Consider the following 13221-nt stretch of genomic DNA (forward strand, 5'->3'; position numbering starts at 1 on the left):
ATCCTATGCTTTGCGCTTCGCGGTGAAACGCGAGAGCGCGAGCATTAGCCCGCCGGCGAGCAGGCCCCAGAAAGCACCTGAAATGCCTGCAAAGGAGACGCCCGAGGCGGTGACGAGGAAGGTCACCGCAGCGGCTTCCCGTCCATCGATCTCCTTGAAGGCATTGAGGGCCGAATTGGCGAAGGCGCTGATCAGCGCGAGGCCGGCGACGGCTTGGATGAGGATGGGCGGCGCCAGGCTGACAAAGGCGGTCACCGCGCCCGCGGCAAGGCCGAAGATCACGTAGAAGACGCCGGCATTGATCGCCGCCCAATAGCGTTTGGCGGGATCGGGATGGGCATCGCTGCCGGCGCACATGGCGGCGGTGATGGCGGCCAGGTTAACCGCATGGCCGCCGAACGGGGCCGAGAGCAGTGAGAACAGGCCGGTGGTGGCAAAGAGCGGGCCGGGATTGGGCTCGTAGTGATTGACCTTCAGCACCGCGATGCCGGGAATGTTCTGCGAGGCCATGGTGACGATGAAGAGCGGCAGCGCGATGGAGACGAGCCCGGCAAAGGTGAAGACGGGCGTGACGATCTCGGGCTTCGGCGGCAGGGCCTCGGCCAGTCCGGCAAAGGCCCCGTCGGGAATATCGACGCCGAAAGCGAGTACGGCGACGAAGGCGGCAAGGGCCGCCGGCACGGCATAGAGCCGGTTAAGGCTGCCGACGATCACCCAGGCCAGCACGATCGGCAGGCCGAGCCAGGGATTGAAGGCGATGGCCTTCACCGGCGCGAAGCAGAGGCCGATCAGCACGCCGGCCAGCATGGCATTGGCGAGTGCGGCGGGAATGGCGGCGACCATGCGGCCGAGCGGTTTCCAGAGGCCCGCAATGACGATCAGCACCGCGCAGACGATGAACCCGCCGACCGCGGTGGCAAAGCCGCCCTCGACCGCGCCGGAACTGGCAAGCAGCGCCGCGCCCGGCGTCGACCAGGCGATGGAAACGGGCAGGCGGGTCGCGACGCTGAGCACGATGGCGCAGACGCCCATCGACACCGAAAGCGCCATCAGGCCGGAGGCGGCCTGCGCCTCCGTGGCGCCGACGCCGGTCAGGCCGTGCAGCACGACGGCGAAGGAACTGGCAAAACCGACGAAGGCGGTGAGCAGGCCCATGAACAGGGCTTGGGCGGAAAAATCACGAAGCATGGCAGGATCGATAAAGGAAAGGGATGCGCAGTCGTAACAGGCGGCGCGGGGCTTGGAAACAGGCTTTTGAGCGGCAGACTTGCCGTTTGCGGATGCCCCCGGTCTTGGACCTTGGTCGCGCTGGACCTTCCGCCGCAAGCACGGTTATAGTGGGTGACGTTATATTCAGGTGCGACGATCGGTCGGAAGCTTTCGGGAGGAGAGCGGATGCCCCTGCGTTTCGATCACGCGGATCATGTGCACAGCGTGGCGGGTCATGCATCCGCCGCGGCCAGTTCGCCTGTTGCCGCGTCCTGGCGGCGCTGCCTCACGCTGCATGGCCTGTCTCCGGAAGAGGCACGCGCGCCCTGGCGGCTGAGCGAGGCGGAATTCCGCCACGCCCGCACGCGCTCCAGCGTTCTCGTCGAGGAAGCCTCGGGCGAACTCGACCGTCTCTTCGCCACGGTCGGCAAGGCGGGCTGCTGCCTGCTGCTGACGGATGAAAACGGCATCGCGCTCGAGCGGCGCGGGGCGGCGGGCGACGACCGGGCGTTTCGCGGTGTCGGCCTGTGGTCCGGCACGGTCTGGAGCGAAGCGAGCGTCGGCACCAACGGCATCGGCACGGCGCTGGCCGACGAGCGCCCGGTGCTCATCCTGCGTGACCAGCATTTCCTGTCGCAGAATACCGGCTTGTCCTGCACGACCGCGCCGATCCGCGACCATACCGGCCGCATCGCCGCCGCCATCGACATCTCCACCTGCCGCGACGACGCCAACGAGATGACGATGGCGATCCTCTCGCAGGCGATCCGCGATGCCGCCGCGCGCATCGAAGCCGGGCTTTTCCGCCGCGCCTTCTCGGCCGCCCGCATCCTGCTCGTGCCCGTCGATGGCCGAGCGGCGCCGGCACTGCTCGCTGTCGACCGCGACGATCTGGTTCTTGGCGCCACCCGCGCGGCGCGTCAGGTGCTCGGCCTCGACGACCGGCGGATCGCCACGGGCGTTGCCGCGTCGGACCTGCTGCAGGAGACCCGGGCTGAGGAGGGGCGGGACCTCGACGACGCCGAGCGCGCGGCCCTGCGCCGTGTCCTGACGCGGGCCGGCGGCAATATCAGCCAGGCGGCGGATCTGCTCGGCATCAGCCGTGCCACGCTCTATCGCAAGATGAAGAAGCTCTCGATCAACTGATGTTGCGATGCAGCACGGCCGGTGCTGCCGACCTGTCTCAAATCTGAAACAGTCGCCGCAACCATCGCCTTGCAGGCTCTACCGCAATCCGGCGAAGCGCAGCACCATTCTCCTCACGGCCCATCCGGGCCTCTTTTGGGAGGAATGACATGCTGCATCAGAAGATCGTCGAAAACCCGTACAAGGCAAAGTATGGCAACTTCATCGGTGGCGAGTGGAAGGAACCGGTCGCGGGCCGCTACTTCGACAACATCACCCCGATCACCGGCGGCAAGCTCTGCGAAGTCGCCCGCTCCGACGCCGCCGATATCGAGCTGGCGCTCGATGCCGCTCATGCCGTCAAGGACAAGTGGGGCCGCACCTCGAGCACCGAGCGCGCCAACATCCTCATGAAGATCGCGCAACGCATGGAGGACAATCTCGATCTCCTTGCCCGCGCCGAGACCTGGGATAACGGCAAGCCGCTACGCGAAACCATGGCGGCCGACATTCCGCTCGCCATCGATCACTTCCGCTACTTCGCCTCCTGCGTTCGCGCCCAGGAAGGCACGATCGGCGAGGTCGATCACGACACCATCGCCTATCACTTCCATGAGCCGCTCGGCGTCGTCGGCCAGATCATTCCGTGGAACTTCCCGATCCTGATGGCCGCCTGGAAGCTCGCGCCGGCTCTTGCCGCGGGCAACTGCGTGGTACTCAAGCCCGCCGAGCAGACGCCGTCTTCCATTCTCGTCTGGGCCGAACTCATCGGCGACCTCCTGCCGGCCGGCGTGCTCAACATCGTCAACGGCTTCGGCCTGGAAGCCGGCAAGCCGCTCGCCTCCAACCCGCGCATCGCGAAGATCGCCTTTACGGGCGAGACGACGACCGGCCGCCTGATCATGCAATATGCCAGCCAGAACCTCATTCCGGTGACGCTGGAGCTGGGCGGCAAGTCGCCGAACATCTTCTTCGCCGACGTGATGAACGAGGACGACGACTATCTCGACAAGGCGCTCGAAGGGTTTGCGATGTTCGCGCTGAACCAGGGCGAGGTCTGCACCTGCCCGAGCCGCGCGCTGGTGCATGAGAAAATCTACGACCGCTTCATGGAAAAGGCCGTCAAGCGTGTGGAAAAGATCGTGCAGGGCAACCCGCTCGACATGGGCACGATGATCGGCGCGCAGGCGTCCTCCGAGCAGCTGGAGAAGATCCTCTCCTATATCGATATCGGCCGGCAGGAGGGTGCGGAAGTGCTGACCGGCGGCGGGCGGGGCGATCTCGGCGGCGATCTTGCGGGCGGTTACTACGTCAAGCCGACGGTCTTCCGCGGCCACAACAAGATGCGCATCTTCCAGGAGGAGATTTTCGGACCGGTCGTCTCGGTCACGACCTTCAAGGACGATGCGGAAGCGCTCGCCATCGCCAACGACACACTCTACGGCCTTGGCGCCGGCGTGTGGAGCCGCGATGCGAACCGCTGCTACCACTTCGGCCGCGACATCCAGGCCGGTCGCGTCTGGACCAATTGCTACCATGCCTATCCGGCCCATGCGGCCTTCGGAGGCTACAAGCAGTCGGGCATCGGTCGCGAGACGCACAAGATGATGCTGGATCACTACCAGCAGACCAAGAACATGCTGGTCAGCTACTCTCCCAAGGCGCTCGGCTTCTTCTGAGCGACCGCCGCTTTCTCCCATCCCCCAAGGAGAAGGCGAATGAAGGGCAGGACTGCCCCTGGCTACCTGCCCGCTCCCTCTCCCCACCTGCCCGGGGAGAGGGACACCGCATTCAGGAGAGCCTTGATGTCCGATATTCCGACAGAGCCGCGCGTGGTGGCGACCGAGGCGGCGCTGGATTTCATCCGGGAGATCCAGACGGATCATCCCGAAATCCTGTTCCATCAGTCAGGTGGCTGCTGCGACGGGTCCTCGCCGATGTGTTACCCGGCGGACGATTACATCGTCGGTGATCGCGACGTGAAATTGGGCGAGATCGGCGGTGTTCCCGTATATATCAGCGAGAGCCAGTTCGGCGTGTGGCAGCACACGCAGCTGATCATCGACGTCGTGCCAGGTCGCGGCGGCATGTTCTCGCTCGACAACGGGCGAGAGAAGCGTTTCCTTACCCGCTCACGGATCTTTGGTGGTGGCGAGGCCTGTCCGCTGCCGCAGCGCTGAGCCGTTCAGTGTATGAAAAAACCCGCCATGGGAATGGCGGGTTTTTCTATTCTGGAAACTGAGGTCTCAGTTTACCGCGCAGGCCGGGTCGCGTTTTGCCCGGCGCTTGTCCGCGCAACGCGGATCCTCGCGTTCCTCGCGGCCAGAACGGTCCGCCCGCGTGCCGCTGTCGTCAAGGCCAAGCCGGATATCGGCGTCCTGACGCTTGTTGTCGCTGCGCTCGCGGTCCTTGCCCTTGCGGTCACGCTCCCTGTCCCGGTTGCGGTCACGGTCTGAGCGGTCTTCGCGGGCACGATCCCAAGTGCTGGCGCGATCATCGCTCTGGTCCTGCCAGCCGATCTTCACGCGGTCGCGCGGACGCTCGCGGTTGTCCTCCCAGCCTGTGTCCGGACGGCTGAACTGGCATTCGCCGCGGCCGATCACGTCGTAGCCGCTGGAACGCGCCTCGCAGGCATTGGCAAAGGTCTGGCGGTCACGGCCGCGCGAGCCGCAGACCGGTGCATATTCCCGCGTGCAGGCGCGGCCTTGATCCGGATACGGATCGGGCCGGACGCCGAAGCGGCATTCGCCGCGGCCGACGATGCGATAACCGTTGGAACGTGCTTCGCAGGCATTGGGGAAGGTCTGGGTTTCGCCGCCGCGCGAGCCGCAGACGGGCATGTATTCCATGGTGCAGGCCTGCGGGCGGGGGCGATAGTCCGGCCGTCCCTCATCGACCTCGACCTGGCAGGCGGCAAGCGTGCCGGCAGCAAGAAGGATGGCGGCACGTGCCGCCAGGCGGCTGAACAAAGACATTGATATCATAGGATTCCTCCTCGCGAATCTGAGCAGACCCTAACGCAAATTTGATTGGCCCGATATCGGCCGTGAACAAAAAAAGCAGGGTGTGGTTGCGGCATGAAAAAGCCTGCACAACCGAAGCGGGCGCGCAGGCTTGAAAGCTTGGAAAATACGGTTTCGTCAGTCGAAGAGGCTCGAGACCGACTCTTCCGCGCTCGTGCGGTTGATCGCTTCGCCGAGCAGATTGGCGGTCGTGATGACGCGGATGTTGTGCGCCGACTGGACGGCCGTGGTCGGCTGGATCGAGTCGGTGATCACGAGTTCCTTGAGCTTCGACGAGGTGACACGGGCCACGGCGCCGCCGGAGAGCACGCCATGCGTGATATAGGCGGTGACGCTCGTCGCGCCCTTGTTCAGAAGCGCCTCGGCCGCGTTGCAGAGCGTGCCGCCGGAATCGACGATATCGTCGATCAGCAGACAGTCCTTGCCGGTGACGTCGCCGATGACGTTCATGACTTCGGACTCGCCGGCGCGCTCACGGCGCTTGTCGACGATCGCCAGCTGGCAATCGAGGCGCTTGGCAAGCGCACGGGCGCGCACCACGCCGCCGACGTCGGGCGATACGACCATGACGTTCTGGAGATTGTAGTTTTCCTTCACGTCGCGCGCCAGGATCGGCACGGCGTAGAGGTTGTCCGTCGGGATATCGAAGAAGCCCTGGATCTGGCCGGCATGAAGGTCGAGCGTCATCACGCGGTTGGCGCCTGCCTCGGTGATGAGGTTGGCAACGAGCTTTGCCGAGATCGGCGTGCGCGGGGCGGACCTGCGGTCCTGGCGGGCGTAGCCGAAATAGGGGATCACGGCGGTGATGCGGCGCGCCGAGGAGCGGCGCATGGCATCGATCATGATCAGCATTTCCATCAGGTGGTCGTTCGTCGGAAACGAGGTTGACTGGACGATGAAGACGTCCTCGCCGCGCACGTTCTCCTGGATTTCAACGAAGATTTCCTGGTCTGCAAAGCGCCGGACCGTGGCACGGCCGAGCGGAACATTCAGATAGTTGCAGATCGCTTCGGCCAGAAGCCGGTTCGAATTGCCCGCGAAAACCTTCATCTATGGTCCGCCTGTTATTCTGCTGATGGGGGGGCGTTTAAGGGGCCAGCCCCTCGAATGCAAGGGCCTTGCCCCGATCACTAAGCGAATCTTCGCATTTCGCTGTGATTTACCGTTTCGAGCCTGTTAACCGGGTACGGAACCACGCCAGTCGAGATATTCGCGGATGGTCTTTTGCGCGATGCCTTCCATCGTGCGGGCGGGAACCGCCGACCACGGATCGGAGGCCGTGCCGGAGACGGTTTCCTGTCCCTGGATGCGATGCAGCCGTGCGCCGCTGCCGTCGAGCACGTCCCAGACATAGACGACGGTCGTGCCGCCATTGTCCTTCATCGCCGAGAAATAACCCTTCAGGATGTATTTGCTGGAATTGTCGGAGGCGCTGCGGATGGTCAGGCCGTTGGAGCGGGCTTCCGCGCCGAGGCGCTTGGAGAGTGGCGTCACCGCCTCGACCGGCGCGCCGATGATCGGCAGGAAGCGGATCGTCTCGCCGGATTTCTGAGGTGTTGCGACGGCGACCTCTTCTGCGCCGCCGGAGGTCTCGGCCGCCAGCGAGCGCTGGGCGGTCTCGCGGGCGAGCGCCGTGTCGGATGCCGTCCGGCTGCCGGTGTTGTTGCGTTCGAGCGCATCGGCCTGACCCTGCAGCGTGCCCGCCGTGTCGCGGCCGCTCGTCGTGCCGGTTTCGGCCGGCGTGGCGAAGGCGGTTTGTTGCGTCGTGGTGGTGACGGGCGTGGTCTGGGCGCTCATCTGGTCCAGATCGCGCTGGGTGACGGGCGACGAATTCAGGCCGCCGCCGACATCGACCTGCGGCGTCAAGGCATCCGTGCTGTTGCAGCCGGAAAGGATCGCGATGAGGCCGATCACTGCCAGCCGCTTCGTCAGCTCGTGCGTCATTGTCGTCCGTGTCCTTCGCAGCACCTGTGCCGCGCCCGTTCCCCGCAACGATTTATGGGTGGCCCTCAAAGTCCTGTCAATTACAGGATCTCGCGAGCCTGGGGTTAGGCAATCACACCTCGATGAAATCGAGGCCGTAGCGGGAAAGCGGCTTTGGCGTGTCCGTGGTGGTCAGATAGGTCTGGCCGAGCGTCATGGCGGTGCCGCTGTCGGAATCGAGCAGGATCGTGTGCACGAAGACCGACATGTTTGGCTCGATCTCCTGCGGATTGCCGGCATGGAACATCTGGTGCTCCATCCAGGACGGCGCAAAACGCGCCCCGACGGAATAGCCGCAGGAATTCAGCCGGTGGCGGGCGAGGCCCCGTTCGTCGAGGATGCGGGCATGGGTCTCGAAGACCGTCCCGAAGGTATTGCCGGGACGCAGCACCATTTCCATCGCCTGAATCGTCTCGCGGCAGGCGCTGTAGAGTTCGCGGTGGCGGGCGGTCGGCGTGCCGATCACGGCGGTGCGCATCATCGGCGCGTGATAGCGCGCGCTCACCCCAGTCCATTGCAGGCTGAGCTGATCCTGCGCTTCCAGCCGGCGGCGGCCGGATTTCGAGCGCACCAGCAGCGCATCGTCGCCGGAGCCGATGACGAATTCGTTGGCGGCATAGTCGCCGCCGCCCGCGAGCACGGCGTTCTGCAGGGCGGCGAGGATTTCCGCCTCGTCACTGCCGGCCTTGATGAGCGGAAGGGCGGCGTCCAGCGCCTCGTCCGAAAGGGCCGCGGCGCGCTCGACATAGGCGATCTCGGCGGGGCTCTTGATCAGGCGCAGGCGGCTGACGATGGTGGAGGCGTCGATGAGCTGGCCGAAGCTCTGGAGCTGGTTGTCGAGCAGGCGGGCATTGCGGCCCGTCAGGCCATGCGTGTCGTATTCCACGCCGATGCGGCAACCGAGCAAGTCGAGATCGGAGAGCAGGTTCTTGAGGTCCATCGAGGGGTCGGCGTTGACGCGGTCGATCCAGACCTCGATCTTCTCGATGGTCGAGGTGCGCCGCGCCTGGCGCAGGTCCGCCGAGCGGGTGAGCAGCACCATCTCGCCGCTCGCCTTCACGACGAGCGTCTGGAAGAAGCAGTAGCCAAACGTGTCATAGCCTGTCAGCCAATACATGCTCTCCTGCGCGAAGAGCAGCATGGCATCGAGCTTTTCCTCCCGCATCCGGGAGGTGAGGCGCTGGAGCCGGTTGGCGTATTCCTCGCTGTCGAAGTGAAGTGCCATGGGTGTCTCCCTCGTCCGTTTGTTATGAGTAGGCGTCAGGCTCTGACCATGATCGCCGAAATCTGGCGGCCGTAGTCCGGTTCCTGCCGGTGCGTGGTGCGCCGGTAGGAGAAGAAGCGATCCTCGTCGGGATAGGTGCAGATGTCGAGATTTTCCGCCGTCACGCCGGCATCGGTCAAGCGCTGCGTCGTCAGGCCCGGTAGGTCGAACATCGCGTGCCCGTCCTTGCCCGAGGGCGTGAAATAGCGCTGATAGGCGTTATCGACGGCGAGGAAGCGCTCGACGAATTCCGGGCCGACCTCGTAATTGCGCCGGCTGATCGACGGGCCGAGGCTGGCGATGATATTCTCGCGTTTCGCGCCGAGTTTTTCCATGGCGGCGATGGTGTTTTCGAGCACGCCATAGAGCGCGCCCTTCCAGCCGGCATGGGCGGCCCCGACGACGCGAGCTTGCGGGTCGCAGAACAGGATCGGGCCGCAATCGGCCGCCAGCACGCCGAGTACCATGCCGGGCGTGGCGCTGACCAGCGCATCGGCCTGCGGCCGCGCGCCGTCATAGCTTTCATCGACCACGACGACATCGGGCGAGTGGATCTGGTGCACGGTCGCGAGCTTTTCCGGTGCCGCGGAAAACCAGCGGGCGACGCGGGCGCGATTCTCCTGCACCTTCTCGCGCTCGTCCTGCGAGCCGAGGCCGACATTCAGGCCGCGATAGATGCCTTCGGATACGCCGCCGGTACGGGTGAAGAAGCCGTGCTGCGCGGCTTTTCCGGCGCGTTCGGTGAGAAGCGGACTTTGGATCGGGGAGGGAAGCGTCTGGTCCTTCATGGTCTCTCGGCTGGGCTTTTGAGGGGCCGCCAGGCAGGAACGCGACCGGGCATGCGGGGTGCAAATCGGGCCGGATGTTGTCCGGCCTTTTCCGGCATGTCAATCCGGCTGGCGGAAAGGGAAGAGCGAGAGCGAGGCGCTGCCGACGGCGAGGACCTTGAAAAGATCGCCCATTTTCCCGGCGCCCGAGCCGGCGAGCCGGTCGACATCGTCCAGGATGGATTGCTGCGTCTCGGCGTCGCGGTGGCGGCCGAGCGCGGACGCCCGTTCGCCGATGCCCAGCCCCACGAGGAAATCGCCCTGGTGCAGCATGCCGTGCACATGCAGGCCGGCGCCGGCCGCCGCACCGGCCAGCCGTTCAAAGTCCACATGGCTCGTCAGGTCCGCCTCGCCGGGATGGGCGAGCGGCGGATCGAAATCGTGTTTGAGTACCGCCTGCAGCGTATCGCCGAAGCCGGTGACGAAATGGCCGTAATCGATGATGACGGCCGAGCCGCCGAACCGCGCAATGCGCTCGGCGATCGTCGCCATGACCGCTTCGCGGGCGGGGGCGATCTCGAAGATCGTGCCGTTCGGGACGCTCTTGTGATGCTCCGGCAGCACGGCTGGATCGAGCATTGCGACACCGGCGGCGAAGGTCAGTTCGTCCTCGGCATCCAGCCCGACGAGCCTTTCACGGAAACCGGCCGAGGTCTTGATGAACTGGCGGATCGGGATGGCGTCGAACAGCTCGTTGGCGGCGAGCAGCACGAAGCCGTCGGGCAGGTCCTCGAAACTGTCGTGCCAGGTGACGCGGGCCGCCTGGGTGCCGAGCGTTTCATGCTGGACGGCGCGCAGCTTCGGGCTGGTCTCGATCAGGTGGAAGGTCGCGTTCTCATAGAGCTGCGGGGCGAGCTTGTGCACGACGCGCAGCATGTCGGCCATCATCGTGCCGCGGCCAGGGCCGATCTCGGCGATGCGTACGGTCTCCGGGCCGCCGTGCTTCTGCCAGGCGTGAACGAGGAAGATGCCCAGCATTTCGCCGAACAGCTGGCTCACTTCCGGTGCCGTGACGAAATCGCCGGCACGGCCGAAGGGATCGCGGGTGCGGTAATAGCCGTATTCGGGGTCGGCGAGGCATAGCGCGAAATAGTCGGTGACGCTGATCGGTCCGTTGGTGCGGATCAGCGCCTTGATCTTCTGGGCGAGGGGTGTCGTCATGGCGGGGTCCGCTCAGGCGTTGGCCGGATGGGCCGCACGGGCGCGAAAGATCGCCCAGAGACCGACGAGCAGCATCGGCAGCGAGAGCAGCATGCCCATGGTCAGCCAGCCGCCGAAGAGATAGCCGAGCTGCGGATCCGGTTCGCGGAAGAATTCCACCGTGATGCGCGACAGCGCGTAGCCGGCGACGAAAAGGCCGGTGACGAGGCCGGGGCGCTTCAGCGCGCCGAAGCGGTAGATGGCGACGGCCAGCACGGCGAGCAGCACGATGCCCTCGAGGCCCGCTTCATAGAGCTGGCTCGGGTGGCGGGCGAAGGGGCCGGCTTCCGGGAAGATCACCGCCCAGGGCGCATCCGACAGGCGGCCCCAGAGTTCGCCGTTCACGAAATTGGCGATGCGGCCGAAGAACAGGCCGATCGGCACGACGGCCGCGACGATGTCGAACAGGCTCCAGACCGGAATGCTGTTGCGGCGGGCAAACAGGATCATGGCGAGCGTCGTGCCGGCAAAGCCGCCATGGAACGACATGCCGCCGTTCCAGACCTGGATGGCGCGCAGCGGATCGGCCGCGACATTCGGGAAGTCGTAGAACAGGATATAGCCGATGCGGCCGCCGAGAATGATGCCGACGGCGGCCCAGACGAGGAAGTCGTCGAGCTGCACGCGGGTCGCCGGCGCCTGCCCGGCCCACAGCCGCGGCGTCTCGATCAGCCGGCGGGCATAGAACCAGCCGAGCAGGATGCCGACGACATAGGCGATGCCGTACCAGTGTACGGCGACCGGGCCGATCGAGAAGGCGATCGGGTCGATCTCCGGGTAGGGCATGATGGCGAAGAGATTTGCGATGGTCGTCAAGGTCACTGTCTTCCGGTTTTCGCGGGGGAAGATGGCGACCGGACATGGCAGGGTCAAGGCGATAAATCGTGATACACCGGCCCCGACGGGCCGGAGCGGGCTGCGATCCACCGGAATCCGCTTGCAAGGCGTCCCATCAGACCCTACCTCAGGGACAGAGCGTGGGCGCAGATAGCCCGCGGGACCATCGATCCCCGAAGAGAGGGCTGACCATGACAACAGGTGCAAACCGCATTCTCGACGATTTCGCCAAGCTGATGACCGACGCCGCGGGTGCTGCCCAGGGCGTGCGCAAGGAGGCCGAGACGGTGTTCCGCGCGCAGGCCGAGCGTTTCATCAACGGCATGGACCTCGTCAAGCGCGAGGAATTCGAAGCGGTGCGCGAAATGGCGATCAAAGCGCGCGACGAAAACGACGCTCTTTTGAAGCGCATCGAAGCGCTGGAAGCCCGTCTCGACACGGGCAAATGATCCGTTTCAAGACAGCTTTAGACCATCGGGACTCGGTTGGCGTGATTCACCTCGCGCCAACCGTTTTTTTTAATAAAAATTTTACCCCTGTGGACACTCCCGAAAAGCTCTTTCGGCAGAGTCCCTTAAGCCTTCGTCCTGAATCTTTTTGGCAGGCTCTGTCCACAACCGGGCGGAGAAAATGGCAGCTGAGGGGCTGGCGTCGTGACTCCGCCGTTATACACTGATTTTAAATGATGATTCGAGACGGGCAGCGCAAGCTTCGGGCAGGGTAAGTCGTCCAGACTGCGCAAAGTGCCGAGCAATCATTCAGTGTTGTATCCGGAGTATGGTTTGCTTGCATCGCGTGTGAACGCGATGACGCATGCCTGCCGGCCTTGAAGGTGATGCATGAGCCTTATGGAATTGGATATCGGGCGTCAGTCCAACCCGGTCGATATGATCGAGTTCGTCGCGGCCAACAATGACTGGTCGTTCGAACGTTCGGGCGAAGACGAAATCGCCATGACCGTCGAGGGCAAGTGGACGGACTACCACGTCTCCTTCTCCTGGATGGAAGAGTTCGAGGCGCTGCATCTGGCCTGCGCCTTCGACATCAAGGTACCCGAAAGCCGCGTCGCCGAAGTGCATTGCCTGCTCTCGCATGTGAACGGCCAGGTGCTCATGGGGCATTTCGACCTGTGGCGCCGCGAGGATGTCGTGATCTTCCGTCAATCGCTGCTGCTGGCCGGCGGCGCCGAGCCCACGAACCGTCAGGTCGAGGTGCTGTTGTCCAGCGCGCTCGAATCCTGCGAGGCCTATTTCCAAGCCTTCCAGTTCGTCGTCTGGTCCGGGATGGATGCCCAGTCGGCCGTCGATGCGGTGCTTTTCGAAACGGTTGGAGAAGCCTGAGAATGTCGGTTGCGGTTTCGGGTCCCATCGTTCTCATCGGCGCCGGCAATATGGGCGGCGCCATGCTGGCGGGCTGGCTGAAGAGCGGTATTGCCGGCTCTTCCGTTCTGGTCATCGATCCCGGCCCGTCGCCGGCCATGGCCAAGCTGATTGCCGACAATGGCGCGCGTCATGAGACCTCTGCGCCCGAGGGCGTGAAGGCCGGGGTGATCTTCGTTGCGGTCAAGCCGCAGGTCATCGACCAGGTGCTGCCGCCGCTGAAAGGGCTCGTCGGGCCGGAGACGGTCGTCGTCTCGGTTGCCGCCGGCAAGACCATCGCCAATCTCGAAAGCCATCTTGGCGAGGCTGCTACCGTGCGCGCCATGCCCAACACGCCGGCCATGATCGGCCGTGGCGTCACCGGCGCCTTCGCC

At 64.8% G+C, this 13221-nt stretch carries 14 protein-coding genes; 6 read left to right on the top strand and 8 right to left on the bottom strand.

Annotation, left to right across the window (positions count from 1 at the left end; translation table 11 throughout):
• Positions 1–3: 3 nt before the first annotated feature.
• Positions 4–1188 carry a benzoate/H(+) symporter BenE family transporter gene (locus tag ACOZKU_RS26915; RefSeq protein WP_421581481.1) on the bottom strand — a complete coding sequence of 395 codons (1185 nt, stop codon included), beginning with the start codon at positions 1186–1188 and terminating at the stop codon, positions 4–6.
• A 207-nt stretch (positions 1189–1395) separates the two neighbouring features.
• On the opposite strand from ACOZKU_RS26915, the gene ACOZKU_RS26920 reads away from it, so the two are divergent.
• From ACOZKU_RS26920 to ACOZKU_RS26930, 3 genes are all read left to right on the top strand, one after another.
• Positions 1396–2355, top strand: coding sequence for a helix-turn-helix domain-containing protein (locus ACOZKU_RS26920; protein ID WP_421581482.1), 960 nt, complete (start codon positions 1396–1398; stop codon positions 2353–2355).
• Positions 2356–2504: 149 nt separating this feature from the next.
• Positions 2505–4013 (top strand): aldehyde dehydrogenase, encoded by a 1509-nt coding sequence (gene adh, locus ACOZKU_RS26925; RefSeq protein ID WP_421581483.1) that lies wholly within the window; start codon positions 2505–2507, stop codon positions 4011–4013.
• A gap of 126 nt (positions 4014–4139) precedes the next feature.
• Entirely contained in the window at positions 4140–4514 is a 375-nt protein-coding gene (locus tag ACOZKU_RS26930; RefSeq protein WP_314085409.1) for a DUF779 domain-containing protein, read from the top strand.
• A 66-nt stretch (positions 4515–4580) separates the two neighbouring features.
• Here the strand turns inward: ACOZKU_RS26930 and ACOZKU_RS26935 are convergent, their stop codons facing one another.
• The 7 genes from ACOZKU_RS26935 to lgt all read right to left on the bottom strand — a co-directional run bounded on the left by ACOZKU_RS26935 (position 4581) and on the right by lgt (position 11447).
• Complete coding sequence (locus ACOZKU_RS26935; protein ID WP_421581484.1) at positions 4581–5318, bottom strand: Kazal-type serine protease inhibitor family protein; 738 nt, start codon at positions 5316–5318, stop codon at positions 4581–4583.
• Positions 5319–5474: 156 nt separating this feature from the next.
• The gene (locus tag ACOZKU_RS26940) at positions 5475–6407 is read right to left on the bottom strand and encodes a ribose-phosphate pyrophosphokinase (protein ID WP_117366751.1); all 933 of its coding nucleotides are present in this window, start codon (positions 6405–6407) and stop codon (positions 5475–5477) included.
• Between the two features lie 126 nt (positions 6408–6533).
• Positions 6534–7301 (bottom strand): hypothetical protein, encoded by a 768-nt coding sequence (locus tag ACOZKU_RS26945; RefSeq protein WP_421581485.1) that lies wholly within the window; start codon positions 7299–7301, stop codon positions 6534–6536.
• Between the two features lie 112 nt (positions 7302–7413).
• Positions 7414–8565: a M24 family metallopeptidase gene (locus ACOZKU_RS26950; protein WP_421581486.1), complete on the bottom strand. Its 1152-nt coding sequence runs from the start codon at positions 8563–8565 to the stop codon at positions 7414–7416.
• A 35-nt stretch (positions 8566–8600) separates the two neighbouring features.
• Positions 8601–9392 (bottom strand): peptidoglycan editing factor PgeF, encoded by a 792-nt coding sequence (pgeF, locus tag ACOZKU_RS26955; protein WP_421581487.1) that lies wholly within the window; start codon positions 9390–9392, stop codon positions 8601–8603.
• Between the two features lie 99 nt (positions 9393–9491).
• The gene (locus ACOZKU_RS26960; RefSeq protein WP_421581488.1) at positions 9492–10592 is read right to left on the bottom strand and encodes a class I SAM-dependent methyltransferase; all 1101 of its coding nucleotides are present in this window, start codon (positions 10590–10592) and stop codon (positions 9492–9494) included.
• Positions 10593–10604: 12 nt separating this feature from the next.
• Positions 10605–11447 (bottom strand): prolipoprotein diacylglyceryl transferase, encoded by an 843-nt coding sequence (gene lgt / locus ACOZKU_RS26965; RefSeq protein WP_421581489.1) that lies wholly within the window; start codon positions 11445–11447, stop codon positions 10605–10607.
• A 212-nt stretch (positions 11448–11659) separates the two neighbouring features.
• Here lgt and ACOZKU_RS26970 point away from each other — a divergent pair, with 212 nt between their 5' ends.
• The 3 genes from ACOZKU_RS26970 to ACOZKU_RS26980 all read left to right on the top strand — a co-directional run.
• On the top strand, positions 11660–11917 hold the full coding sequence (locus ACOZKU_RS26970; protein WP_314085393.1) for an accessory factor UbiK family protein: 258 nt from the start codon (positions 11660–11662) through the stop codon (positions 11915–11917).
• Between the two features lie 390 nt (positions 11918–12307).
• On the top strand, positions 12308–12808 hold the full coding sequence (locus ACOZKU_RS26975; RefSeq protein ID WP_314085390.1) for a YbjN domain-containing protein: 501 nt from the start codon (positions 12308–12310) through the stop codon (positions 12806–12808).
• A 2-nt stretch (positions 12809–12810) separates the two neighbouring features.
• A partial coding sequence (locus ACOZKU_RS26980; RefSeq protein ID WP_421581490.1) for a pyrroline-5-carboxylate reductase family protein occupies positions 12811–13221 on the top strand: 411 nt, incomplete at its 3' end.

This window comes from Shinella sp. M31 (genome assembly GCF_049199205.1).
Lineage (GTDB): Bacteria > Pseudomonadota > Alphaproteobacteria > Rhizobiales > Rhizobiaceae > Shinella.